The organism is Muricoccus pecuniae (assembly GCF_014199205.1).
In the GTDB taxonomy this organism is placed as follows: Bacteria; Pseudomonadota; Alphaproteobacteria; order Acetobacterales; family Acetobacteraceae; genus Roseomonas; species Roseomonas pecuniae.
Genome location: NZ_JACIJD010000005.1, coordinates 142,060 through 167,209, shown reverse-complemented (window position 1 = coordinate 167,209; position 25,150 = coordinate 142,060). Strand labels below are relative to the sequence as shown.

The 25,150-nt window shown below is 71.7% G+C and carries 22 protein-coding genes and 1 pseudogene; all 23 read right to left on the bottom strand.

Annotated elements, in window-relative coordinates; all coding sequences use genetic code 11:
* Positions 1-32 precede the first annotated feature (32 nt).
* Positions 33-1,430 carry a YcjX family protein gene (locus FHS87_RS07360; RefSeq protein WP_184515637.1) on the bottom strand — a complete coding sequence of 466 codons (1,398 nt, stop codon included), beginning with the start codon at positions 1,428-1,430 and terminating at the stop codon, positions 33-35.
* A 10-nt stretch (positions 1,431-1,440) separates the two neighbouring features.
* A complete protein-coding gene (gene gloA / locus FHS87_RS07355; protein ID WP_184515634.1) occupies positions 1,441-1,845 on the bottom strand; it encodes a lactoylglutathione lyase in 405 nt (134 codons plus the stop codon).
* The gene (locus tag FHS87_RS07350; RefSeq protein ID WP_184515631.1) at positions 1,842-2,699 is read right to left on the bottom strand and encodes an LpxI family protein; all 858 of its coding nucleotides are present in this window, start codon (positions 2,697-2,699) and stop codon (positions 1,842-1,844) included. The genes gloA and FHS87_RS07350 overlap by 4 nt, the downstream gene beginning before the upstream one ends.
* Before the next feature lie 5 nt (positions 2,700-2,704).
* Positions 2,705-3,526, bottom strand: coding sequence for an acyl-ACP--UDP-N-acetylglucosamine O-acyltransferase (lpxA, locus tag FHS87_RS07345; RefSeq protein ID WP_184515628.1), 822 nt, complete (start codon positions 3,524-3,526; stop codon positions 2,705-2,707).
* 2 nt (positions 3,527-3,528) lie between these two features.
* A complete protein-coding gene (fabZ, locus tag FHS87_RS07340) occupies positions 3,529-3,972 on the bottom strand; it encodes a 3-hydroxyacyl-ACP dehydratase FabZ (protein WP_184515848.1) in 444 nt (147 codons plus the stop codon).
* 56 nt (positions 3,973-4,028) lie between these two features.
* The gene (gene lpxD, locus FHS87_RS07335) at positions 4,029-5,084 is read right to left on the bottom strand and encodes a UDP-3-O-(3-hydroxymyristoyl)glucosamine N-acyltransferase (protein ID WP_184515625.1); all 1,056 of its coding nucleotides are present in this window, start codon (positions 5,082-5,084) and stop codon (positions 4,029-4,031) included.
* A gap of 3 nt (positions 5,085-5,087) precedes the next feature.
* Positions 5,088-5,900 carry an OmpH family outer membrane protein gene (locus tag FHS87_RS07330; RefSeq protein WP_246418157.1) on the bottom strand — a complete coding sequence of 271 codons (813 nt, stop codon included), beginning with the start codon at positions 5,898-5,900 and terminating at the stop codon, positions 5,088-5,090.
* Positions 5,901-5,925: 25 nt separating this feature from the next.
* Complete coding sequence (gene bamA, locus FHS87_RS07325) at positions 5,926-8,271, bottom strand: outer membrane protein assembly factor BamA (RefSeq protein WP_184515619.1); 2,346 nt, start codon at positions 8,269-8,271, stop codon at positions 5,926-5,928.
* Between the two features lie 113 nt (positions 8,272-8,384).
* Positions 8,385-9,512 (bottom strand): RIP metalloprotease RseP, encoded by a 1,128-nt coding sequence (gene rseP / locus FHS87_RS07320; RefSeq protein ID WP_184515616.1) that lies wholly within the window; start codon positions 9,510-9,512, stop codon positions 8,385-8,387.
* Between the two features lie 39 nt (positions 9,513-9,551).
* Positions 9,552-10,721 (bottom strand): 1-deoxy-D-xylulose-5-phosphate reductoisomerase, encoded by a 1,170-nt coding sequence (gene dxr, locus FHS87_RS07315; protein ID WP_184515613.1) that lies wholly within the window; start codon positions 10,719-10,721, stop codon positions 9,552-9,554.
* 37 nt (positions 10,722-10,758) lie between these two features.
* Positions 10,759-11,619, bottom strand: coding sequence for a phosphatidate cytidylyltransferase (locus FHS87_RS07310; RefSeq protein WP_184515609.1), 861 nt, complete (start codon positions 11,617-11,619; stop codon positions 10,759-10,761).
* Positions 11,619-12,368, bottom strand: coding sequence for a polyprenyl diphosphate synthase (gene uppS, locus FHS87_RS07305; protein ID WP_184515606.1), 750 nt, complete (start codon positions 12,366-12,368; stop codon positions 11,619-11,621). The genes FHS87_RS07310 and uppS overlap by 1 nt, the downstream gene beginning before the upstream one ends.
* Positions 12,369-12,379: 11 nt before the next feature.
* Positions 12,380-12,952, bottom strand: coding sequence for a ribosome recycling factor (gene frr / locus FHS87_RS07300; RefSeq protein WP_184515604.1), 573 nt, complete (start codon positions 12,950-12,952; stop codon positions 12,380-12,382).
* Between the two features lie 9 nt (positions 12,953-12,961).
* Entirely contained in the window at positions 12,962-13,681 is a 720-nt protein-coding gene (gene pyrH, locus FHS87_RS07295) for a UMP kinase (RefSeq protein WP_184515601.1), read from the bottom strand.
* A gap of 166 nt (positions 13,682-13,847) precedes the next feature.
* Positions 13,848-14,762 (bottom strand): translation elongation factor Ts, encoded by a 915-nt coding sequence (tsf, locus tag FHS87_RS07290; protein WP_184515598.1) that lies wholly within the window; start codon positions 14,760-14,762, stop codon positions 13,848-13,850.
* A 294-nt stretch (positions 14,763-15,056) separates the two neighbouring features.
* Positions 15,057-15,827, bottom strand: a pseudogene (rpsB, locus tag FHS87_RS07285) (30S ribosomal protein S2); the annotation flags it as partial.
* A 271-nt stretch (positions 15,828-16,098) separates the two neighbouring features.
* Positions 16,099-16,650, bottom strand: coding sequence for a tellurite resistance TerB family protein (locus tag FHS87_RS07280; RefSeq protein WP_184515593.1), 552 nt, complete (start codon positions 16,648-16,650; stop codon positions 16,099-16,101).
* Between the two features lie 93 nt (positions 16,651-16,743).
* Positions 16,744-17,313: a hypothetical protein gene (locus tag FHS87_RS07275; protein WP_184515590.1), complete on the bottom strand. Its 570-nt coding sequence runs from the start codon at positions 17,311-17,313 to the stop codon at positions 16,744-16,746.
* Entirely contained in the window at positions 17,310-20,768 is a 3,459-nt protein-coding gene (gene dnaE / locus FHS87_RS07270) for a DNA polymerase III subunit alpha (RefSeq protein WP_184515587.1), read from the bottom strand. Before dnaE ends, FHS87_RS07275 begins: the two co-directional genes overlap by 4 nt.
* Before the next feature lie 43 nt (positions 20,769-20,811).
* Positions 20,812-21,696 (bottom strand): O-fucosyltransferase family protein, encoded by an 885-nt coding sequence (locus tag FHS87_RS07265; protein ID WP_184515584.1) that lies wholly within the window; start codon positions 21,694-21,696, stop codon positions 20,812-20,814.
* The gene (locus FHS87_RS07260) at positions 21,680-22,360 is read right to left on the bottom strand and encodes an ABC transporter ATP-binding protein (RefSeq protein ID WP_184515581.1); all 681 of its coding nucleotides are present in this window, start codon (positions 22,358-22,360) and stop codon (positions 21,680-21,682) included. The genes FHS87_RS07265 and FHS87_RS07260 overlap by 17 nt, the downstream gene beginning before the upstream one ends.
* Positions 22,353-23,606 carry a lipoprotein-releasing ABC transporter permease subunit gene (locus tag FHS87_RS07255; protein WP_184515579.1) on the bottom strand — a complete coding sequence of 418 codons (1,254 nt, stop codon included), beginning with the start codon at positions 23,604-23,606 and terminating at the stop codon, positions 22,353-22,355. Before FHS87_RS07255 ends, FHS87_RS07260 begins: the two co-directional genes overlap by 8 nt.
* Positions 23,606-24,934, bottom strand: a complete 1,329-nt coding sequence (gene proS, locus FHS87_RS07250) for a proline--tRNA ligase (protein ID WP_184515576.1) — start codon at positions 24,932-24,934, stop codon at positions 23,606-23,608. The genes FHS87_RS07255 and proS overlap by 1 nt, the downstream gene beginning before the upstream one ends.
* Positions 24,935-25,150 lie beyond the last annotated feature (216 nt).

Here is a 25,150-nt window from a genome sequence, read left to right as displayed (position 1 = left end):
GGCCGGGCGCATATGGCCCGCCCCGCCCCGGATTACAGCGCGTCGCCCAGGAGGGTGGAGAGAAGGCCGTCGAGGCCGAGATGCGGCACGCCCGCCCGCCCGCCCGCCTCCAGCGCGGGGGGTCGGAAGACCGGCATCTCGAAATAGGCGGCGTTCCAGAAGCTCTCCGGCGGACGGCGGGCCGGAACGAGGCCCGGGTCCACCGTCGCCCAGCGCCCGTTTTCCAGCAGCACGCCCCGCACGGCCGGGGCCACCCGCCCCTCATGCGCCGCCGTCGCCTCCTGCGTGCAACGGATGGCGGCGACGGGATGGACGGAGACGGAGGCGCCCGCGATCTCCGCCCGCCGGCGCGGCGCGTCCACGAGGTCGGAGAGAAGGGAGGCGAGGCTGTCGCGGCTCACCTCCGGCACGTGGTCCGCCTTCGTCGCGGCGAAGGCCACGCGGGCGATGCCGGCGCCGGTCAGCAGGTCCAGCCAGCCGCGCCCGTAGCGCAGCGTGGCGGAGATGGCGGAGAGCGCCTCGGCCGTGTCCTCGAAGGCCTCGCGCCCGGCATGGAGGGCGCCGAGCACGTCCACCAGCACGACCTGCCGGTCGAAGCGGCGGAAGACGGGATCGAGGAAGCGGTCGCGCTGGTCCCGCAGATAGGCCTCGTGCCGCCGGGCGAGCAGTTCCCCGAGCGGGGATTCGCGCGCCGCGGAGGGCAGCGGGAAGAACCAGAGAAGCGGCGCGTCGCCTGAGGGTCCGGGGTTGAGGAAGCGGCCGGGCTGGAGGAAGCGCAGCCCCAGCCGGTCTCGCGCGTCCAGCAGGAAGGCGCGGTAGAGCGCGTGGCCGCGGCGGGCGAGGGAATCCTCCGCCGGGGCATTGGCCGGCAGGGCGCGGGCGAAGGCGAGGAACTCGGCCGCCGGGGCCGCGCGGATGCCCGTGGAGAGGCGCGCGAGGGTGGCGTCCGACCACTCGGCGAAGTCCTGGGCGAACATGGGGAGGTCGAGCAGCCACTCGCCGGGATAGTCCAGCAGGTCGAGCGTGACCTCGCGGTCGGGCAGCACCTGGCCGTAGATCCCGCGCCGCCGCAGCGTCAGCAGGACGGAGAGGGTGGAGAGGTCCTCCGTCCGCGCGGGCCATTCCGGCGGATCGGCGGCCAGCGCCGCGAGATGGGCCTCCGCGTCGAAGCGCGGTGTCGCCTCCACCCCCGGCGGAACCGTGCGCGCGGCGCGCAACCGGCCCGACGTCGCCTCCAGCGCCGGCAGGGTGCGCCGCCCCGCCCCGGCCGCCACGAGATTGGCGACGAGGGAGGTGAGGAACACCGTCTTCCCCGCCCGCGACAGGCCGGTGACGGCCAGCCTCAACCTTTCCCGCCCGGCCAGGGCGAGGGCCGCCTCCCCGGTGCGGGAGGCGGCATCGGTGATGAGGCGGAAGGGGTCCGGGGTCACGCGCCCGGGCTCAGGCGCGCTGGATCAGCTCGATCTTGTAGCCGTCGGGGTCCTCGACGAAGGCGATGATCGTGGTCCCGAACTTCAGCGGCCCGGCCTCGCGCACCACCTTGCCGCCCTCGGCCTTGATGCGCTCGCAGGCGGCGTAGACATCGGGCACGCCGATGGCGAGGTGTCCGAAGGCGGTGCCGATCTCGTACTTCTCGACCCCGTAGTTGTAGGTCAGCTCGATCTCGCCCTCGCCGGCCGCGTTGCCGCCATAGCCGAGGAAGGCGAGGGTGTACTTGCCGTCGGGCACGTCGTTCCGGCGCAGCTCCCGCATGCCGAACATCTTCGTGTAAAAGGCGATGCTGCGCTCCAGGTCCCCGACCCGGATCATGGTGTGGAGGAACTTGCCCTTCGGGGTATCGCTCATGTCGTGGCTCCTGCTGTCGCCCCGGAAAACTCCCCGGGGCGGATGGCGAGAAGGAACAGCCCGGCCGCATCCGCCCGGGCCACCATCGTCTCGCGGTCCACCAGCAACGCGCCATCCGCCTCGAAGGCTATGCCGGCCAGACCCGCGGAAATCGCACCCTCCACCGTGCGGGGCCCGAGGGCGGGCATGTCCACCTCCCGGTCCTGCCCGGGCTTGACGAGCTTCACCAGCACCCCGCCCGGCCCCTCCCGCCGGAGGTCGCGCACGCGGGCGAGCATGGCGTCCGTGCCCTCGATCGCCTCCACGGCGAGGACGAGGCCCTGCTGCACCACCGCCCCCTGCCCCACATCGGCCCGGCCGAGGGACTGCACCACGGCGACGCCGCGGGCGATGTCGGCCATTGCCGTGCCATCGGGCGCCGCGCGGGTGAGCAGGCCGGGCGGGCACTGGGCCTCCTGCAGGAAGCGCGTCGGGCCGACGGGCTCGAACCCCTCCTCCCGGATGACCTGGCGGACGGCGGAGAGCAGGCTGTCGTCGCCGCCGAAGGCGCGCATGCCGATCCGGGCGATATAGGCGGCGCCCTTCGCATCCGGCCGGAGCGAGAGGATGGAGGGGCGGCGGACATGTCCGACGAGGACGATCTGCCTCGCCCCCGAGGCGCGTATCCAGTCCAGCGCCCCGCCCGCCGCGCCGAGGCGAAAGACCATGAACCTCTCCCCCGCCCAGTCGGCGGGATCGGCGAAGCCCTCCAGCAGCACGGCCACGAAGGGCCGGCCCATGGCGCGGCAGGCGGCGGCCACGCGCAGCGGCATGGCGCCGCCACCGGCGATGATCCCGACGGGCTCCCCGCTCATCGCGCTCAGGCCGCTTCGGCCTCGGCCGCGTCGTCCGCCTGGCGCCCGGCCCGCATGAGGCCACGCCGGCTCGGCGCCTCGATGAAGGAGAGGATCTCCGCCACCTGGGGCTGGCCCCCATGGTCCTGCTGGACGAGCGCCATCCGGTCCTCGAAGGTGCCGCGCCCGAGGAAGAGGCCGCGATAGGCGGCGCGCAGCGCGTTGATCGCCTCCCGCCCGAAGCCGCGGCGTTTGAGGCCGATGAGGTTGAGCCCGATCAGCCGTGCGCGGTTGCCCATGCAGGAGCCGAAGGGGATCACGTCCCGCTCCACCCCGCTCATGCCGCCGATCACCGCCTGCCGGCCGATGCGGACGGACTGGTGGATCGCCGTGCCGCCGCCGACGAAGACGTTGTCGCCGATATGCACGTGCCCGCCGAGCATGACGTTGTTGGCGAGGATGACCCTGTCCTCGAGCTGGCAGTCATGCCCGACATGGGCGACGCACATGATGAGGCACTCGGCGCCGAGGCGGGTGATGCCCTCCCCGCCCACGCTGCCGCGATGCACCGTCGCGTGCTCGCGGATGATGCTGCGGGGACCGATCTCCACCCGCGTGGGCTCGCCCCGGTACTTCAGGTCCTGCGGCGGCAGGCCGACGGAGGCGAAGGGCAGGATCTGCACGCCTTCGGCGAGATGAGTGACGCCGTCGAGCACGGCATGCGCGCCGACCTGCACGCCCTCGCCGATCACCACGTCGGCGCCGACGGTGGCGTAGGGGCCGATGGTGGCCGAGGCGGCGATGGACGCGCCCTCCGCCACGATGGCCGTCGGATGGATGTCGGCCACGCCTAGCTGTCCAGGATCATGGCGGCGTAGGTGGCCTCGGCCACCACGGCGCCGTCCACCTTCGCCTCGGCGGAGAACTTCCACACGTTGCCGCGCTGACGCTCCTTCGTGACATGCACGCGCATCTGGTCGCCCGGCACCACGGGCTTGCGGAACTTCGCGCCCTCCACGGACATGAAGTAGACCAACTTGCCGCGCGATGCCGGCCCGAGCGTCTCGACCACCAGCACGCCCGCGGTCTGGGCCATGCTCTCGATGATCATCACGCCGGGAAAGACGGGATGGCGCGGGAAGTGGCCCTGGAAGACGTGCTCGTTGATCGACACGTTCTTGATGCCCACCGCGCTGACGCCGGGAATGAGGTCCACCACCCGGTCCACCAGCAGGAAGGGGAAACGGTGGGGGATCGCCTCCATGATCCGTGCGATGTCGAGGGTGGAGCGCATCTCGCCCGCACTCTCCGCCGGCGCTCCGGGCGCCTGTTCTGCATTGTCAGCCATGCTCAATCGCTCGTTTTCGCTTCCGCCGCCTTGTTCGCCGCCTTCGACTGGCCCAGCTTCCGCAGGGCGGCGAAGGAGCGCATCGCCTCGCGCACCGGGATGGCGGGGCTGCCCAGCACGTCCGTGCCGGGCTCCACATCCGCCATGACGCCCGCCTGGGCCCCGACGCGCGCCTTGTCGCCGATCGTCAGATGCCCGGTCATTCCCGCCTGGGCCGCGACGACCACGAAGTCGCCGAGCGTGGTCGAGCCGGAGATCCCGGCCTGCGCCACGATGACGCAGCCGCGCCCGGTCCGCACGTTGTGCCCGAGCATGACGAGGTTATCCAGCCGGGTGCCGGGCCCGATCACCGTGTCGTTCCCCGATCCCCGGTCGATGCAGGCATTCGCCCCGACCTCCACGCCGTTGCCCAGCATCACCCGGCCGAGCTGCGGAACCGTGACGTGCTCGCCGCGCGCGCTGGTGGCGAAGCCGAAGCCCTCGCTGCCGATCCGCGCACCGGGGTTGAGCGTCACGCGGTCCCCCGCGACGCAGTGGGTGACGGTGACATGGGAGAGGATGCGGCACTCCGCGCCGAAGACGCAGTTACGCCCGATATGGGCGTGCGGCCCCACGATGCAGCGCGGCCCGAGAACGACGCCGTCCTCGATCACGGCATAGGCGCCGATCTCGCATCCTTCGCCGATGACGGCGCCCTCCCCCACCACCGCGGTCGGGTGCCGCGAGCCGCTCGCGGCCGGCGGCGGGTGCAACAGGGTCGCGATGCGGGCGAAGGCGAGGACGGGCGCGGGGGAGACGAGCGCCACCGTGCCCTCTGGCACGGCATGGGCGTTCTCCGCCGCCAGTACCACCGCCCCGGCGCGGGTCTCGCGCAGGCTGGGCAGCCAGCGGCGCGCGTCGAGGAACGAGACGTCCTCCGGGCCCGCAGCCCCGAGCGTCGCGACGCCGGCGAAGAGACGGTGGCCCTGGCCGTCCGGCACCGGAATCCCGGCCGCCTGCGCGAGCTGCGCGAGCGGGATGGGACCAGCGCCGGGGTGGAAGCGGGGATCCGCCGCCACGGCCTAGCGGCGTTGCTGCGGCTGCTGCGCGGGCGCCGCGGCCGGGCGCTGCGCCGGCGCCTGCCCGCCACCCGCCGCGGCCGGCGCGGGTGCTTGGCCCTCCGGCGGAAGGGTGACGTTGCGCAGCACGCGGTTCACCTGCTGGCTGATCTCGTCCGTCAGGTCGAAGGGGGCGTCGTTGAAGATCACCAGCGGGCGCGGCAGCACGAGGTTCACGTTGCGGCTGGCCGCCACCTGGCGGATCACCACGGCGAGCGCCTGCTCGATCTCCTGCAGCGCGCCCTGGGCCACCTGCTCGATCGTGCGGGAGCGGTCGCGGAAGACGCGCTGGCTGTCGGTGATCCGCTCCTGCAACTCGCGCTCCTTCTGGCGGAGCTGGTCGGGGTTCATCGTGGCGCGCTGGTTGGCGAGGGTCTGCTGCTCCTCGCGCCAGCGCGTCTGCTCGCGCTGCAGGTCGTCGTTCAGCTTCTGCCGCCGCTTCTCGATCTCCTCGCGCACGCTGTTGAAGGCGGTCGAATTCCGCTGGATCTCGGGCACGTCGACGATGCCGATCACGGCGGCCGGCGGCGGCTGGCCCGGGGGCAGCGGGGCGGGGTTCGGCTGCGGCGGGCGCTGGGCCCCCTGAGGCGGCCGCTGCTGCTGGGCCGGCTGCTGCGCCGGGCGCTGCTGCTGCGGCTGGGCCTGCGCCGGGCGGGACTGCCCACCGCCACCGCCACCGCCGGGGGGGATGAAAAAGCCAGGATCGGACTGGGCGAGCGCGGAGCCCACCGGGATCAGGATCGCCGCCAGGGCGGCGAGCGCAGGGCGCGCGGTCATCATGCGAACTCCAGTCATCTCGTCTCTAGAACCGCGTGCCGAAGCCGAAGCGGAAGAACTGCGTCCGGTCGTAGTCCTTCTTCACCACGGCCTGAGCGAAGTCGAGGTTGATCAGGCCGAACGGGCTGCGCCAGGAAACGCCCACGCCCGAGCCGACGCGGGGGGAGGAGTCGTCCACCACGCCCACGCCGGAGGAGGAGCCGCTCAGCCCGCCCACATCGACGAAGGCGCGGCCGGTGATGCCGATCTCGTCCGGGATGGGAAGCGGGAAGCGGAACTCGGTCGTCTGGGTGTAGATGAAGCGGCCACCCAGGCTGTCGCGCGAGGTGGTCGAGAGGTCGCGCGGGCCGGCACCCGCCACCTCGAAGCCGCGGAGGTTCTCGCCGCCGAGGAAGAAGCGGTCGACGATGCGCTCGTTCTTGCCGCCGAAGGGCTCGAGATAGCCGACCGAGCCCTGGATCGCGAGGACGTAGTTCGGATCGCCGAGCAGCCGCTCGAAGGGGATGTAGTAGGCGCCGTCCACGCGGCCGCGGACGTACTGCACGTCGCCGCCGATGCCGGCGAAGTCGGTTCCCAGCCGCAGGAGGTAGCCGTTCCGCGGATCGAGGCGGCTGTCGCGCCGGTCATAGGTGAGGGTCTGGCCGATCTGGGAGAGCAGCGTCTCGCCCTTCTGCTCCTGGATGTAGCGCGAGGCCAGGGGATCGACGTCGTAGATGTTGCGGTTGGAGAGGGTGTAGGCCCAGGACTGCCGCAGGTACTCGTTGAACTCGTAGCCAGCGCGCACGGCGAAGCCGTAGCGGCGCTCGCGATAGCCGGAATAGCTGAGCAGGTCGCGCGTGATGTAGAACAGGTCCGCACCCACCGCGAGGTTGCGGTCGAGGAAGGACGGATCCGTCACGGAGAGGTCGAGCTGGCTGCGGCGCTGGGCGATCACGCCGTTCAGCCGCGCGTCGATGCCTGTCCCGAGCAGGTTGCGCTCGCGCAGGCCGAGATCGGCCAGCGCGCCGGCATCGGTGGAGTAGCCGCCGCCGATCGAGACCTCGCCCGTCGCGCGCTCGCTGACATTGGCGCCGAGCACCACGCGGTCCGGCGCAGAGCCCGGCGTCGTCGAGATGGTCGCGTCGTTGAAGTAGCCGAGGTCGCGGATGCGCTGGCGCGAGCGGCGGACGAGCGCGGCGTTGAAGGCGTCGCCCTCGGCGATGCGGAACTCGCGGCGGATCACCCGGTCCTGCGTGCGGACATTGCCCGTGACGTCGATGCGCTCGACGTAGAGGCGGTTGCCCTCCTTCGCCTCGAAGGTGATGTCGACCGTGCCCGCGGCATTGTTGCGCACGATGCGCGGCGTGACCTCCACGAAGGGGGCGCCGAGCGCGTTCGCGCGGTCGGACATCGCTTCCGAGGCGCGCTCCACGGCTTCCCCGTCGTACCAGTCGCCGGCGGAGAGATCGATCGTCGGGCGGAGCTGGTCCGCCGTGACGTTGCGCAGCGCCGAGGTCGTCTCGATCTTGCCCAGACGGTAGCGGCGGCCCTCGTCGATCGTGTAGGTCACGAAGAAGCCGGAACGGTCGGGCGACAGCTCCGCCGCGCTGCCCGTGACGTTCACGTCGGCATAGCCCTGGCGAAGGTAGTAGCGCCGCAGCAGCTCGCGGTCGAAGTTCAGGCGCTCGGGCTCGTAGGTGTCGCTGCTGCTGAAGGGGCGGTACCAGGCCGCCTCGCGCGTCGCGACGATCTCCTTCAGCCGGCTGTCGGAGACGGAGCGGTTGCCGACGAAGTTGATGCGGCTGATGAGCGCGACCTGCCCCTCGTTGACCTCATAGACGAGGTCCACCCGGTTCTGCTCGAGCTGGATGACCTTCGGCTCGACCGTGGCGGAAAGCCTGCCGCGGCGTGCATAGATCTCCAGCAGCCGGGCGCGGTCCGCCTGGGCCGCCTGGGAGGTGAAGACCGAGCGCGAGCGGAGCTGCACCTCGTTGCGCAGCACGTCGTCGCCGAGCTTGCTGTTCCCCTCGAAGGCGACGCGGTTGACGATCGGGTTCTCCTCGACCTGCACGAGAATCCGGTCGCCCTGCCGGCCGACGCGCACGTCCCGGAACAGCCCGGTCGCGAAGAGCGTGCGGAGGGAGCGGTCGAGCCTCTCCTCCTCGAAGGCGTCGCCGGGCTGGAGCAGCATGTAGGAGCGGATCGTGTCCGCCTCGATGCGCTGGTTGCCCTCCACGTCGATGGCGCGGACCGTGCCGGAAGCGGGTCGCGCGACGGGGCGCGCCGCCGGGCCGGGGCGGCGAGGCTGCGCCTCCGCGACCGTCGCCGTGGTGATGGGCACGAGGGTGGTGGCGGCCAGCAGAAGGGCCCGGGAGAAAGGCGAGGCGTGCAAGGCGTGATCCTGTGCCGGCTGTTCCGGTTCGCGGTGGCGCAACCTAGCCGCAAGCCCCGCCGGTTGCCACCCCCGCGAAGGTTTCCGCCGCAAGCCCCGGAAACGGCGGGCGGCTAGCCGAACAGCCCGTGGACCCAGCGGAACAGGCCGAAGCTGGAAAGGTCGTTCCAGGTCGCGAAGATGAAGAGCGTCGCCAGCACGGCCAGCCCGGCGCGGAAGCCGTACTCCACCGCGCGCGGCGGCAGGGGGCGGCCACGGATCGCCTCCAGCGCGTAGAAGACGAGATGCCCGCCATCCAGCACGGGGATGGGGAAGAGGTTGATCAGCGCCAGGTTCACCGAGAGGATCGCCATGAAGCTGACGAGGCTGGAAAGGCCGAGGCTGGCCACCTGCCCCGAGAGCTGGGCGATGCGGAGCGGCCCGCCGATCTCCTCGGACCCGCGCTGGCCCGTGATCATCTGCCAGATGCCGCCGAGCGTCTGCGCCGTCACCTCGGCCGTGTAGGTGATGCCGCCCCAGACCGCCGAGAGCGGGTCCGTCCGCTCATAGGTGGCCGCGCCGCCGCCGACGCCGAGCATCCCGACGGGCGGCGTCCCCTCCCCCCGGCCCGGCCGCGCCGCCGGGGTAGCGGTGAGGGTCAGCTCCTGCCCCTCCCGCAGCAGCCGGACGCGCACGGGCTGGCCCGCGCGGGGCTGGATATGGGCCTGCACCTGCTCGAAGCGCGTCACGGCCTGGTCGTCGAGGGAGAGGATCCGGTCGCCGGGCAGGATGCCGGCCTGCTGCGCCGCGCCGCCCTCGACCACCGAGGCCACGGTCGTGGTGCCGACCGGCCGGCCGACCGCGATGAAGAGCGCGGAGAAGAGCACGGCGGCGAGGACGAAGTTCGCGATCGGCCCGGCCGCGACGACGATGGCACGGTCCGCGACCGGCTTGTCGTGGAAGCGCGGGCCGCGGGGGTCGTGGCCGGGCGGGGCGTCCACCGAATCGGTAACGTCGCCAGGGCCCTCCTGCCCGTAGAGCTTCACGTAGCCGCCGAGGGGCAGCCAGCCGATCTGCCAGTCCGTGCCCCGCCGGTCGGTCCAGGCGAGGAGCGGGCGGCCGAATCCGATGGAGAACTTCTCCACGAAGATGCCGCGCCAGCGGGCCGCGGCGTAGTGGCCGAGCTCATGGAAGAAGACCAGCACGCCCAGCACCACCACGAAGGCGAGGATGGTGCGGAAGGGATCGGGGAGGAATTCCACGGTGGTCTCTCTTCGCCTCTCTGGGCAGGTCGCTCTGATCTAGGCCGCGAGTCCGAGCCGGCCGGCGATGTGGCCGGCCTCGGTCCGGGCCGCGGCGTCGAGGGCCAGCACCTCCTCCAGCCCCGGCACGGCGGGCGCGCCGAGGCGCTCCATCGTGGCCTCGACCACCCGGGCGATGTCCAGGAAGCCGAGGCGCCGGGCCAGGAAGCGTTCGACCGCCACCTCATTCGCCGCATTCAGGATGGTGGGCACGCCCGCCCCGGCCAGCAAGGCCTCCCGCGCGAGGCGCAGCGCGGGGAAGCGCGCCTCGTCGGGCGCCGAGAACTCCAGCTTGCCGAGGGCGGCGAGGTCGAGGCGCGGCACATCGGCCCGCATGCGGCGCGGCCAGGCCAGCGCATGGGCGATCGGGGTCCGCATGTCCGGGGAGCCGAGCTGGGCGAGGAGCGAGCCGTCGGCGTACTGCACCATGCCGTGGACGGTGGATTGCGGATGGATCAGCACCTCGATCCGCTCGGGCGGGACGGGGAAGAGGCGCGCGGCCTCGATCACCTCCAGCCCCTTGTTGAACATGGTGGCGCTGTCGACGCTGATCTTGGCGCCCATGGACCAGACGGGGTGGCGGAGCGCCTTCTCCGGCGTCGCGGCGCGCATCTCGGCCTCGCTGGCCAGGCGGAACGGGCCGCCCGAGGCCGTGAGGACGATGCGCTCGACCATCGCGGGGTCCCGGGCGTCGAGGGCCTGGAAGATGGCGTTGTGCTCGGAATCCACGGGCAGCAGGGTCGCGCCCGATTCCCTGATCTCCCGCAGCACGATCTCGCCGGCGCAGACCAGCGCCTCCTTGTTGGCGAGGGCCAGCGTTCCGCCGCGCCGAATGGCGGCGAGAGTCGGGCCGAGCCCGGCGGCGCCGACGATGGCGGCCATGGTCCAGTCCGCCGGGCGGGACGCAGCCTCGGTCACCGCCGCCTCCCCCGCCGCCGCCTCGATCCCGGTCCCGGCGAGCGCCTCGCGCAGGGCGGGGAGGCCGGCGGGATCAGCGAGGACGGCGACCCGCGCCCGCAGCCGCCGCGCCGCATCGGCCAGCCCCGCCGCGTCGCGCCCGGCCACGAGCGCCTCCACGGCGAACTCGCCCTTCGGCGCGGCCTCCAGCAACGCGATGGTGCTGCGGCCGATCGAGCCGGTGGCGCCGAGGATGGTGATGCGTCGTGTCATGCAGGGGGAACCGGAAGGGCTGGCGGCCGGGAGGGCATCAGCGCCACAGGGCGCCGCCATAGCCGAGAAGGAGGGCGAGGAGCATGGCGGCGGGCGCGGCGGCGAGCAGCCCGTCCAGCCGGTCCAGCAGCCCGCCATGGCCGGGGATGAGGCTGGAGGTGTCCTTCACCTTGAAGTGCCGCTTGATGGCGGACTCCAGCAGGTCGCCCGCCTGGGTGGCCACGGCCAGCACGGCCGCGGCGGCGGCGGCCCGCCAGGGACTCCCCGGGGCGAGCTGCACGGCGGCGAAGGCGCCGATTCCCATGGCCAGCAGCAGCCCGCCCACCGCCCCGGACCAGGTCTTGGCCGGCGAGACCTGTGACCAGAGGAGCGGCCCGCCGAGGGCGCGGCCAGCGAGATAAGCGCCGATGTCGCTCGCCCAGACCACGAGGAGGAGGAACAGGAGATTGGCCCGCCCCGCCTCATTCTCGTGCCGAAGCTCGATGAGGCAGAGGAAGCCGATACCGATATAGAGCACCCCAAGCGCGAGGCGGAGCGCGGGCTGCCCGGCCCGCTCCCGCCCGCGGAGCCGCTCGGCCCAGGCCCAGGTGAGCAGGAAACCGGCAATCAGGACGAGCCAGGAAGCGACCGGGTGCTCCGTGACCGCGAGCGCGCCCGCCGCGAAGACCGCCACGGGCACCCCCGCCCCCGGCAGCCTCTTCGTGCTGAGGCCGCAGAGATGCACCCATTCCCAGGTGAGGATGGCGGCGCCGAGCGCGAGCAGCAGCGTATAGGCATTCGCGCCGAGCCAGACGCAGAGCAGCGCCGCCGGCCCGAGGACCAGGGCGGAGAGGAATCGCTTGCGCAGGTCCCGCCAGTTCCGGCCCGGCTTCGGCTCAGCGGCGGGAGGAGCAGCCATCAGCCGGTCCGCGCGCCGAAGCGGCGGTCGCGGCGGCGGAACTCGGCGATGGCGTCCCGCAGGTGGTCGGCCCCGTAATCCGGCCAGAGCACGGGCTGGAAGACGAACTCGGCATAGGCGGCCTGCCAGAGCAGGAAATTCGAGATCCGCTGCTCGCCGGAGGTGCGGATGATGAGGTCGGGATCCGGCATCCCCGCCGTCTCCAGACCGGCGGCGAGCGCGGCCTCGTCGATCGCGTCGGGATCGATCTCCCCGGCCGCCGCGCGCCGGGCGAGGTCCCGCGCGGCGCGCGCGATCTCCGCCCGTCCGCCATAGGAGAGCGCGACGTTCAGGTTGATGCGCCGGTTCCCGGCCGTGGCCGCCTCGGCCCGCTCGATCTCGGCCAGCATCCCCGGGCCGAAGGCGGCGCGGTCGCCGATGATGCGCAGGCGCACGCCCTTCTCCACGAGCTGCCCGACTTCGTGGCGGAGATAGTGGCGCATCAGCCCCGTGAGGTCCCGGACCTCGTCGGCCGGACGCCGCCAGTTCTCGCTACTGAACGCGAAAAGGGTGAGCCAGGACACGCCCTGGTCGGCCGCGGCCTCCACCACCCGGCGCGTCGCCTCGGCCCCGGCCTTATGGCCGAGCGCGCGCGGCACGCCGCGGGCCGCGGCCCAGCGTCCGTTGCCGTCCATGATGATCCCGACATGGGCGGGGGCGGGAGGCGTGCTGCCTCCCGTCTTCTGGACTGGCTGTGTCGCGGCGCTCATGGGCTGGCGGCTCAGACGGCCTTGATGTCCTTCTCCTTGTCGGCGAGCGCCACGTCCACCTTCTTCACATACTCGTCCGTCAGCTTCTGCACGTCGTCGGACCAGCGCTTGGCGTCGTCCTTGGAGATCTCGGACTTCGTCTCCCAGCCCTTGATCGTCTCCATCCCGTCGCGGCGCACGCCGCGCACGGAGACCTTCGTCGCCTCGGAATACTTCGCCGCCTGCTTCGCCAGCTCGTTGCGGCGCTCCTGGGTCAGCGGCGGCAGGGGCACGCGGATGACCTGGCCCTCGGCCTGGGGATTGAGGCCGAGGTTGGAGTCACGGATGGCGACCTCGACCTGCTTGGTGATGGAGCGGTCGAAGACCTGTACGGACAGCAGCCCGGGGCCGGCGACGGAGATGTTCGCGACCTGGTTCAGCGGCTGGTTCGTCCCATAAGCCTCGACGCGGATCGGCTCCAGCAGCGCGGGGCTGGCCCGGCCGGTGCGGAGGCCGGAGAACTCCTTGCGCAGCGTCTCCAGCGCGCCGTCCATGCGGCGCACGAGGTCCTTGCGAAGATCGGGGAAGTTGGGCGGGGCGGCCATTTCAGTGCCTCAGCTCTCGTGAACCGTGGTGAACTTGCCCTCACCCTTCATGACGGCGGTGAAGGCGCCCGGCTCGTGGATGTTGAACACGATGATCGGCAGCTTGTTCTCGCGCGCGAGCGAGATGGCGGCGGCATCCATCACGGCGAGGTCGCGCGCCAGCATGTCGAGATAGGTGAGCGTCTCGTAGCGCTTCGCCGAGGGGTCGCGGCGCGGGTCGGCGCTGTAGACGCCGTCCACCTGCGTGCCCTTGAGCAGCGCGTCGCAGCCCATCTCGGCGGCGCGCAGCGCGGCGGCGGTGTCGGTGGTGAAGAAGGGATTGCCCGTGCCGGCGGCGAAGATCACCACCCGCCCCTTCTCCATGTGCCGCTCCGCGCGGCGCCGGATGAAGGGCTCGCACAGGGCGGCCATGGGGATGGCGGACTGCACGCGCACGGGCACGCCCGCCTTCTCCAGCGCGTTCTGCATGGCGAGCGCGTTGATGACGGTGGCCAGCATGCCCATGCCATCGGCCTGGGCGCGATCCATCCCGGCAGCAGCGCCGGAGACGCCGCGGAAGATGTTGCCCCCGCCGATCACGAGGCTGACCTGGATGCCAAGGCGGGTCACGGAGGCGACGTCCTCGGCGATGGCGTTCACCGTCGTGCCGTCCAGGCCGTAGGAGCCGTTGCCCATCAGGGCCTCGCCCGAAACCTTCAACAGGACACGCTTGTAGCGAGGGCTGGTCATCTCTGGCGGCGGTCCCGGGGCGGTTTGGAAGGTAGACCCGCCTGCCGGGCCCGGCAAGGAGCCGGGCCGGCAGGGGCCGTGGCCGTCGGGCGCAAAGGGCGCCCGACGGCGTTCAAGGCCTCGCGATGAGAGGCGGGCCGGGCGGGCGCGGGGCCCGCGGCGGGGATCAGCCCGCGGTGCCGGCGGCGGCGGCCACCTCGGCGGCGAAGTCCGAGGTCTCCTTCTCGATGCCCTCGCCGAGCTGGAAGCGGGCGAAGCCCACCAGCTGCGCCCCGGACTTCTGGACCACGGCCTTCACGCGGCTCTCGCCGTCATGCACCCAGACCTGCTCCAGCAGCACCACTTCCTCGTAGTACTTGCGGATGCGGCCCTCGACCATCTTCTCAATGACCGCGGGGGGCTTGCCGGAGGCCTGGGCCTGCTCGGTCAGCACCGCGCGCTCGCGCTCCAGGGCCGAGGAGTCCACGGCGGAGATGTCCAGCGCCTCCGGGCGGGCGGCGGCGACATGCATGCCGATCTGGCGGCCGAGCGTCAGCACGGCGTCCCCGCCGTCGGCGGCCTCGAGCGCGGCCAGCACGCCGATCTTGCCCAGCCCCGGCTTCACGGCGGAGTGCACATAGGTGGCCACGGCGCCGGAGCCGACGGAGAACACCTTCGCGCGGCGGATGGTCATGTTCTCGCCGATCGTGGCGATCAGGCGGGTGACCTCGTCGGCAACGCTGTGCCCGGCGCCGGGATAGGGGGCAGCCTTGATGGCCTCCACGTCCTCGCCGACCTCGAGGGCAACCTTCGCCACCGCCTCGACCAGACCCTGGAACCCCTCGTTGCGGGCCACGAAGTCGGTTTCGGCGTTCACCTCGACCATGGCGGCCTTCGTGCCGGCGGAGGCGACGCCGATCAGTCCCTCGGCGGCCACGCGGCCGGACTTCTTGGCGGCGGCGGACAGGCCCTTCTTGCGCAGCCAGTCGATCGCGGCCTCCGCGTCGCCGTTGCTCTCCACCAGGGCCTTCTTGACGTCCATCATGCCCGCGCCGGTCTTCTCGCGCAGGTCGCGGACCATGGCTGCCGTGATCTCGGCCATCTCTCGTCTTCCGTCTTCTGGGCGCACCGGGCCCGCAGGGGCGAACCGGCGCCGTGTATGCGACACGCCGGGGCGGCATGACCACCCCGGCGCGTTCATGTCCTTGCGAGCCGCGCGAGAAAGCCCCGCGCGGCCCGCGGGCGATCAGCCGGCGTTGGTGCCGTCGTCGCGGTTGTTCTGCACCATCTGTTCCAGGCTCTCCGTGTCCAGGCCCGCCGTGCGGCTGGACTGGGCGCCGGCGAGAACGGGGCCGTCGGCCACCTCGGCGCCGCCGAGCGTCTCGGGGATGGCGCCGGCGCCGGGGAGCACCTCCTCCTCCGGCAGCGCGTCCACCGGCAGGTCGGCCTGGGCGCCGACATCGACGCCGGAGGCGGACAGCTCGGCCGAGATGCCGTCGAACACGGCGGCCGCCATCATGTCGCAGTAGAGGTTGATGGCGCGGATCGCGTCGTCATTGCCCGGGATCGGGAAGGCCACGCCCGAGGGATCGGCGTTGGAGTCGCAGACGGCGATCACGGGGATGCCGAGCTTGTTGGCCTCCTCGATCGCCAGCTTCTCCTTGATCGTGTCGATCACGAAGATCAGGTCGGGCAGGCCGCCCATCTCGCGGATGCCGCCCAGCGCGCGGTCGAGCTTCTCGCGCTCGCGGGTCAGCATCAGGATCTCCTTCTTGGTGAGGCCCTGGGTGTTGCCGGCGAGCTGCTCGTCCATCTGCTTCAGGCGCTTGATGGAGCCGGTGATCGTCTTCCAGTTGGTGAGCATGCCGCCCAGCCAGCGGTGGTTGACGTAGTACTGGCCGCAGCGCGTCGCCGCCTCGGCCACGTAGTCGGCCGCAGCCTTCTTCGTGCCGACGAAGAGCACGCGGCCGCCGCCGGCCACCACGTTGCGCACGGTGCGCAGCGCGCTGTCGAGCAGGGGAACGGTCTGCTGCAGGTCGAGGATGTGGACCTGGTTGCGGACGCCGAAGATGTAAGGGGCCATCTTCGGGTTCCACCGACGGGTGTGGTGGCCGAAGTGGACGCCGGCCTCGAGCAGGCCGCGCAGGGTAACGTCGGGCATCGCCATGGTGGCGGTTCCTTCCTTCCGATGGGATCCGGTTGGGCCTCCGCGGCGCTGAGCCTCCGAATGGAGGACCGGACCCTGCCGCTTGTCTCGGAAGGGCGCGCCGCGTGCGGATTTGCCGGACATGGGAAGGCACCACAGGGGCGTCCCGCGTCCGGCGCGCGCGATATGGCATGGCGGGCGCGGCGGGGCAAGGGCGCCCCGTCCGGGGCAAACCTGCCCCGCGCCGGGGCGAACCTGCCCGCACCGTGGCAGGCTTGCGCCGCCGCGGCGATCAGGCGGAGAGGGCGGCGTTCAGCCGGTCCAGCACGGCGCGCTCGCTGGGGGAGATGCCGTTGAACAGCCCGACCAGGCCGTTCGCGGATTCGGCCACCCCCGTCGCGCGGTCCATCACCTGCCGGCGCAGCACCGCCCGGGCCTCCGGGCCGAGGGCGTGGACGTAGTCGGTCCAGGCCGGGAGCAGCTCCGGCGGCGGGGGCCGGGACAGCCAGCCGGAGAGAAGCTGCTCGCCCTCGGGACCGAGCCCGGCGCCGCGCGCCGCACCGAGGATCGCCTCGCGCTCGCGCTCGCCGAGGGTGCCGTCGGACCAGGCGACGACGACGAGCGGCACGAGGGAGAGCGCCGCGAAGGTGGCCCCGCGGATGCCGAGGGCGACCAGACGCTCCAGCAGGGCGTCGTCATGCAGGCCCGACACCTCGGCCAGGCGCTCCTTCTCCGTACGGCCGGGGTCCCCCGCCCGGAGACGGCGGATCAGCTCGTCATTGTGGCGGGCGAAGAACGCCTCCTCCAGCGCGCGGCGGCGTTCGTCCAGGAAGTCCCCTCTCATCGTCGCTCCTCCAATGCGGCGCCCCGCGATCGGGGTGCCCTCGCTGAAGGAGGTTGGGCACGGCCGGGCCGGGTTCCAATGGGCCGCAGCCCCTCAGGAGCGGAAGGCCGCCTCGAGCCGTTCCAGCATGGCGACCTCGGCCGGCGAGACCTGGGGATGAAGGCCGAGGAGGCAGCCCGCCACCTCCGCGACGCGACGGGCGCGGCCGAGCACGTGGATCCTGAGGGCCTGCCGCGCCTCCGGGTCCATCGCGGCCGAGCGGTCCCGGATATAGGCGCGCCAGGTCTCGATGAGGGCATGGGCGGGCGGGGCGGCAAGCCATTCCTGGAGAAGGGTGAAGGCGGCCCCGCCCCGCTCCAGCCCCGAATCCGCCGCGGCCTGAAGCACGGCCCCGCCCTCCCTCTCGTCCAGCGAGCCGTCCGCCCAGGCGACGGCCACCAGCGGCATGAGGGAGAGGGCGATCAGCGTGTCCCCCTCGATCCCGGCATCGACGAGCCGGGCGAGCAGGGCGTGGTCCGTGATGCCGGAGGCGGCCGAGAGGGCTTCCGGGCGCAGGTCGTGCAGATCGGGCGGAAGGGGGTGGCTCGGCGGGCCGCCATCGACCCCGGCGAGGAAGCCGTCCTCGAGCGCCCGCCTCGCCTTCTCGGTTTCAGGGAGGATCACGCGGCCTCCACCGCCTCGATGCCGGGGATCACCTTCAGCGCCTGCGCCAGCCGGGGCGAGACGTTCCAGCGGCCGGGCAGGCTCAGCTCCACCTCCTGTCCGGGGCCGGTGCGGGGGATGATGACGACCTCTCCCCTGCCCTTCCCCTCACGTTCTAGAAGGCTGCGGAGCGGGGTCAGCGCCTCCATCGCCGCGATCTCGATCCGCAGCCCGGCGCCGACGGACTGTGCCGCGCGCTCCAGCGGCTCGCAATCGAGGGCGGTGAGGCGCACGGCCTCGCCATCGGCCTTGACCTCGGAGGTGAAGAGGACGGCGTTGCCCTCCACCAGCATCTCCCGGCACTTGCCCAGGATCTCGGAGAAGCAGGTCACCTCCGTGCTGCCGCTCGCGTCCGAGATGCGGACCCAGGCCATGCGACTGCCCGTCTTCGTCGTGCGCTCCTTCGTGCCGATCACCGTGCCGGCGAGCTTCAGCCGCGCCGCCCCGGCCTGGGCGCGCTCGGTCATCCGCGCGATGGGGCAGACATTCAGCTTCCGCAGCACGTCCTTGTACTCGTCCAACGGATGGGCGGAGAGGTGGAATCCGATCGCCTCCGCCTCCTGGGCCAGCCGGTCGAGCTGCGGCCAGTCGGGCATGTCGCGCAGCCGCAGGGGCGGGGTGTCGGCCGAGGAGCCGGGGGCGCCGAAGAGGCCGATCTGGGCGCTGCTCCGGTCCTCCGCGGCCGCCTGGGCGCGGCGGAGGATCGCCTCGGCCCCCTCCGTCACCCGGGCGCGGTTGGGATCGAGGGATTCGAAGGCGCCGGCGCGGGCGAGGTTCTCCACCTGCATCTTGTTCAGCAGCTTCGGGTCCACCCGGTCGGCGAAGTCGGTGAGCGACCGGAAGCGCCCGCCCTCCTTCCGCGCGCGGACGAGGTCCTGCATCGCGGTCAGGCCCACGCGCTTCACCGCGGCGAGCGCGAAGCGGATGTCCTTCACGTCAGCCCCGTCCTCCGTCTTCCGGGGCTCCACCGCGAATTCGGCGTCGCTCCGGTTCACGTCGGGCGGCAGCACCTTGATGCCGAGGCGCGAGGCCTCCTGCAGGTGGGAGGCGAGCTTGTCCGTGTTGGTCATGTCGAGCGACATGATGGCGGCCAGGAACTCGACGGGATGGTTCGCCTTCATCCAGGCCGTCTGGTAGGAGACGAGCGCGTAGGCGGCGGCGTGGGACTTGTTGAAGCCGTACTCCGCGAAGCGCTCCATGAGATCGAAGATCTCGCCCGCCTTGTCCTCCGGGATGCCGTTCTTCGTCGCGCCATCCACGAAGATCTTGCGCTGCGCCTCCATCTCCGAGCGGATCTTCTTGCCCATGGCGCGGCGCAGCAGGTCGGCGCCGCCGAGCGAGTAGCCCGCCAGCTCCTGGCTGATCTGCATCACCTGCTCCTGGTAGACGAGGATCCCGTAGGTCTCCTCCACCAGGCCGCGCATGGCAGGATGCGCGGGCTCCCAGGCCTGGCCGTGCTTGCGCGCGCAATAGGCCGGGATGTTGGCCATCGGCCCCGGGCGGTAGAGCGAGACGGCGGCGATCAGGTCCTCGAACCGGTCGGGGCGCATCATGCGGAGCACGTCCCGCATGCCCTGGCTTTCGAACTGGAACACGCCGGCCGCATCGCCGCGGGCAAGCATCTCGTAGGTCTTCGCGTCGTCCAGCGGAATGGCGGTGAGGTCGACCTCCACCCCCTGCCCTTTCAGGATGTCGAGCGCGCGCTGGAGCACCGTCAGCGTCTTCAGCCCGAGGAAGTCGAACTTCACCAGCGACGCACTCTCCACGTATTTCATGGAGTACTGCGTCACCAGCATCTCGCTGCGCGGATCGCGGTAGAGCGGCACGATCTCGATCAGCGGACGCCGCCCGATCACCACGCCCGCGGCATGGGTGGAGGCGTTGCGGTAGAGGCCTTCGAGCTGGAGCGCCGTCTGCATCAGGCGGTCGACGTTCTCGTCCGTCTCGCGCATCTCCCGCAGGCGCGGCTCGCCGTCCAGCGCCTCCTGGAGGGTGGGCGGCTTGGCGGCGTTGAAGGGGATCAGCTCGGCGATCTTGTTCACCTGGCCGAAGGGCATGCCCATCACGCGGCCGACGTCGCGCACCACCGCCTTCGCCTGGAGGCGGCCGAAGGTGATGATCTGGCCCACCCGGTCCGGCCCGTATTCCTGGCGGACGTAGTTGATCACCTCCTCCCGCCGGTCCTGGCAGAAGTCGATGTCGAAGTCGGGCATCGAGACGCGCTCGGGGTTGAGGAAGCGCTCAAAGAGCAGCCCGAAGCGGAGGGGGTCGAGATCGGTGATGAGCAGCGACCAGGCAGCGACCGACCCCGCGCCCGAACCGCGCCCGGGGCCGACGGGGATGTCATGCGCCTTCGCCCACTGGATGAAGTCGGCCACGATGAGGAAGTAGCCGGAGAAGCCCATCTTCTCGATGACCGAGAGCTCGAACTCCAGCCGCTCCCGGTATTCCGGGCGCTTCTCCTCGGGCGTGCCCTGGGCGTCCAGCCGCGCCTCAAGGCCGCGCTTGGCCATGTCCCGCACCGTCTCGGCCTCGGTCATGCCGGGCTGCACCTTGGGGCAGACCGGCAGCTCCGGCTTCTTCGTCTCGGCCATCACGGCGCAGCGGCGCGCGATGGCGAGGGTGTTGTCGCAGGCCTCGGGAAGGTCGCGGAACAGCTCGCGCATCGCGGCGGGCGGCTTGAACCAGTGCTCGGCCGTCAGCCGGCGGCGGTCGGGCTCGGCCAGGGTGCGCCCCTCGGCGATGCAGAGCAGCGCGTCATGCGCCTCATGCGCGGCGGCGTTGGCGAAGTACACGTCATTGGCCGCCACGATCGGCACGGCGGCGGCATCGGCGATGGCCAGGAGGCCCGGCTCCACCGCGCGGTCGTGATCCGTGCCGTGGCGCGTGAGCTCCACGGCGAGGTTGTCGCCATAAGCCTCCCGCAAGGCGGCGAGCAGCGCCTCCGCCTGGGCGCGCCGCCCCTCCGCCAGCAGCCGGCCGAGCGGGCCGTGCGTGCCGCCGGTCAGGAGAAAGATGCCGGCCCCGTTCTCGCGCAGCTGGTCGAGGTTGATGGCGGGCTTGCCCGAGGGGTCCTCGCCGAGCCAGCCGAGGGAGGAGAGGCGCTGAAGGTTCTCCAGCCCCGGCCTGTCCATGGCCAGCGCCACAACGGGGTCGGGCGGCAGGCGCGCGGCCTCGGGGCGGTCGGCCTCCCGCGCGCGAGCGAGCCAGAGCTGGCAGCCGATGATGGGCTGCACGCCCTCCTTCGTGGCGTACTGACTGAACTCCAGCGCGCCGAACATCGTCGCCGTGTCGGTCAGGGCGAGCGCCGGCATCCCGGCCTTGCGGGCGAGACCGGGGAGCTTGTCGGCCTTGATGGCGCCCTCGGCGAGGGAATAGGCGGAGTGGACGTGGAGATGGACGAAGCTGGCGGACATGTCGGCCAGTATATAGGGATTCGCCCCCGGCCGGGCGAGCGGGTCAGTCGCCCCAGATCACGCCATGGACGAGCGAGGCCGCGTCGCGCGCGCTGATCTCCACTCCCGCCTCCTTGCCCTCGATCGCGCCCCGCAACGCCTCGTCGGTACCGGTCCACGCATCCGCGGGAAACAGGTGGAAGCGGTAGCGCGGGTCGGCCAGGGGAACGAGGTCCACCTCAGGCCGGCGTTTCGGGTGGAAGAAGCCGATCAGCGGGAGATGGATCGTGCTCGCCTCCGAGAGCCAGGCAGCGAGCCAGGAGAAGGTGCTGACGGGCAGCACGAGGTGATGCGCCGAGCGCAGCACGGCGAAATCCGCCATGGCGCCGCGCGAGCGCTCGAACTCCGCCCGCGGGTATCGGGCACGGAGGGCGGTGCTGTAGGGATCGTCCCCGAGCTGGCCGATGAAGACGGGGCGCAGCCCTGTCCCGGCGATGAGCCGGTCGTAATAGGCAATCGGGAGCGGCCGGTAGTCCTTGTGGCGCGGGCCGAGGATTTCGGCCAGGCGAAGGTTGATGACGAGGGCGTCGTCGCCATAAGCCACCTCCGCCACCTCCGCCGGGAACAGCGCGTGCGCGACGTCGAGTGGCGGGAGCAGGTCCATGCGGCAGGCAAGGCAGTTCGTCTCGATCCCGCGCAGAAGACCCTGCCGCACGAGCATCCCGAGGCGCGGCAAATCCGGGCGATGCCCCTGGATGGTGATGGAGGGATGCGGCAGCGGACGCGCCGGAAAAGCGATCCCCCATTCCGGCAGCGCCGAGCCGGTCAGCACCGCGCCGGGCAGCTCGGCGGCGAGGCGGTGGGCGAACAGGCACTCGAACATGCGATTGCCCAGCCCGCCCGTCGCGTTCAGCCGGATCACCGGCGGCAGGTCAGCCGCCGACGACATACCCGTCCCGCAGGGTCACGGTGCGGTCCATGCGCGCGGCCAGCTCCGGGTTGTGAGTGGCGATCAGCGCGGCGAGGCCCCGACCGCGCACGGCCTCCAGCAGCTCGGTGAAGACGAGGTCGGCCGTGCCGACATCGAGGTTGCCGGTCGGCTCGTCCGCCAGCAGCACCTTCGGGCCGTTCGCCAGCGCCCGCGCGATGGCCACGCGCTGCTGCTCGCCGCCGGAAAGGCGGCCCGGCCGGTGATCGCGCCGGTGGTCCAGGCCGAAGGCGGACAGGAGCTCCCTCGCCCGCGCCTCTGCCTCCCGCCGCCCGCGCGAGGCGGCGAGCTGGGGCAGCACCACGTTCTCCTCCGCCGTGAATTCCGGCAGGAGGTGGTGGAACTGGTAGACGAAGCCGATCGTGCCGCGCCTCAGGGCGGTGCGGTCGTCGTCCCCCAGTCTGCCGCTGTCGCGCCCCTCCACCAGCACCTGGCCGGCATCCGGCTTCTCCAGCAGCCCGGCCACGTGCAGCAGCGTGGACTTGCCCGTGCCGGAAGGCGCGACGAGGGCCACGATCTCCCCCGCGCGCAGGTCCAGATCGGCGCCCCGGAGAACGGGCAACTCGCCGGCCTCCGTGCGGTAGCGGCGCTCGACGCCGCGCAGGGCGAGTGACGGCTCAGCCATTGCGAAGGCCCTCCACCGGGTCCAGCCGTGCCGCGCGCCAGGACGGGTAGATCGTCGCCAGGAGCGAAAGGCCGAGGCCCATCCCGACGACCTGCGCCACCTCCACAGGGTCGACCACGGCGGGCAGGCGGGTGAGGAAGTAGATCTCCGCGCTGAACAGCTCCGTGCCGGTCAGGGATTGGAGGAACTGCCGGATGTTCTCGATGTTCAGGCAGAAGACGAGGCCGATGGCGAAGCCGATCAGCGTGCCCGCCACGCCGATGGAAGCGCCGGCGAGGAGGAAGATGCGGAGGATGGCGCCCCGCGTGGCGCCCACCGTCCGGAGCACCGCGATGTCCCTGCCCTTGTCCTTCACCAGCATGATGAGGGACGAGATGATGTTGAAGGCCGCGACGATGATGATGAGGGTGAGGATGAGGAACATCACGTTCCGCTCCACCTGCACCGCGTTGAAGAAGGAGGAGTTGGAGTCCTGCCAGTCCAGCACGCGGACCGGGCGGGCCCCCATCGCCTCGAAGATCGCGCGCGTCGAGTTCCGCACGCGGGAGGGGTCCTGGACGAAGACCTCCACCTGGGTCGCCGCCTCGCGCTGCTGGAAATAGACCTGGGCGGCGCCGAAGGGCAGGAAGACGTAGCTCGAATCGTATTCCTGCATCCCGGCCTCGAACATCGCCACCACCTCATAGGCGCGCAGCCGCGGCACGGTGCCGACGACGGTGGCGCGGCCCTGGGGGGAGACCAGGGTGATCCGGTCGCCGATCCGCAGCCCGAGCCGGCGCGCGAGGCGGGTGCCGATGACGATCGTGTCGTCGCCCGTGAAGCGCGAGAGGTCGCCCGCCCGGATGTTGCCCGCGATCAGCGGGCGCGCGCGCAGGTCCTCCGGCCGGATGCCGCGGGCGAGGCCGCCCGTGGCGCCCCCGTTCTCGCTGGTGAAGAGCACCTGCCCCTCGACGATCGGCGTGGCCGAGACGATGCCGGGAAGCTGCCGGATGCGGGCCGCGATGTCGTCGAAGTCGCGCAGCCCTGAGTTGTCCTGCGAGAAGACGCCGAGATGGCCGTTCAGCCCGAGGATGCGGCCGAGCAACTCCTGCCGGAAGCCGTTCATCACGGACATGACGATGATGAGGGTCGCCACGCCGAGCGCGATGCCCACGAGCGAGAAGATCGCGATCACGGAGACGAAGCGCTCGCCCTTGCGGGCGCGCAGGTAGCGGAACGCGACGGCGCGCTCGAAGGGCGAGAACATCAGGCGCCCGTCGCCCCGAGGCCCGCCCTGATCCGGTCCAGCGCCTCGTCGAGTGGCAGCTCCAGCCGCTCTCCCGTGGCGCGGCGCTTCAGCTCCACCACGCCCTTCGCGGCGCCGCGCGGGCCGATGATGGCCTGCCAGGGATAGCCGATGAGGTCGGCATCGGCGAACTTGGCGCCGGCGCGCTCGGGCCGGTCGTCATACACCGCCTCGCTGCCGAGGGCGGCGTAGAGCTTCTCGCAGAGCGCGTCGGCCGCCGCGTCGCCGGGCTTGAGGTTGAGGATGGCGCAGGCATAGGGCGCGACCGCGTCCGGCCAGATGATGCCGTCCTCGTCATGCCCGGCCTCGATGATGGCGGCGAGCAGGCGGGAGACGCCGATGCCGTAGGAGCCCATCTCGGGCACGACGGGCGTGCCGTCCGGTCCCGCGACCGTCAGCCCCATGGGCTTCGAATACTTCGTGCCGAAGTAGAAGATGTGCCCGACCTCGATCCCGCGCGCCGTCACCTGCGACTCTGCCGGGATAGCCTCCCATGCGGCCTCGTCGTGCTTCTCGTCCGTCGCGGCGTAGCGGCTGGTCCAGAAATCCACCACCGGCGAGGGATCGCCCGTGCCGGTGGGGTCCTGGGCGAGCACGTCGAATTCCAGCAGGTCCTTGTGCAGGTAGACGACGCTCTCCCCGGTGTCGGCGAGGATGATGAACTCGTGGGAGAGGTCGCCGCCGATCGGGCCTGTATCGGCCTGCATCGGGATCGCCTTCAGCCCCATGCGCGCGAAGGTACGGAGATAGGCGCGGAACATCAGCCGGTAGGACTGCCGCGCCCCCTCGGCGTCGAGGTCGAAGGAGTAAGCGTCCTTCATCAGGAACTCGCGGCCGCGCATCACGCCGAAGCGGGGGCGGATCTCATCCCGGAACTTCCACTGGATATGGTAGAGGCTGCGCGGCAGGTCCCGGTAGGACTTCGCGTAGCTCTTGAAGATGTCCGTGACCATTTCCTCGTTGGTCGGGCCGTAGAGCATCTCGCGGTCGTGCCGGTCGGTGATGCGGAGCATCTCCTTGCCGTAGTCGTCGTAGCGCCCGCTCTCGCGCCAGAGCTCGGCGGGCTGGACGGTCGGCATCAGGATCTCCTGCGCCCCCGCGAGGTCCTGCTCCTGCCGCACGATCTCGGACACCTTCCGCAGCACGCGCAGCCCGAGCGGCAGCCAGGCATAGATGCCGGCGCTGGTCTGGCGGATGAGGCCGGCGCGCAGCATCAGCCGGTGCGAGACGATCTGCGCTTCGGCGGGCGTCTCCTTCAAGGTGGGCAGGAAGGCGCGGGACAGGCGCAAGGCGAGAAGCTCCGGATGGCGTGAGGCGCGCAACCTAGAGCGGATCGCGGCGTGGCGGTATCGCCCCCTCGCCTGAATCCGCGGTGAAGGAGGCCGCGGGTCACGGATGGCGGGCAAAAAAAAGGGCCGTCCCGAAGGATGGCCCGAGTTTAGGGAGGAAACGCCAGTCACACGGCGGAAGAGGAAAAGCCCTCTTCCATGTCCCGATGATGCTGC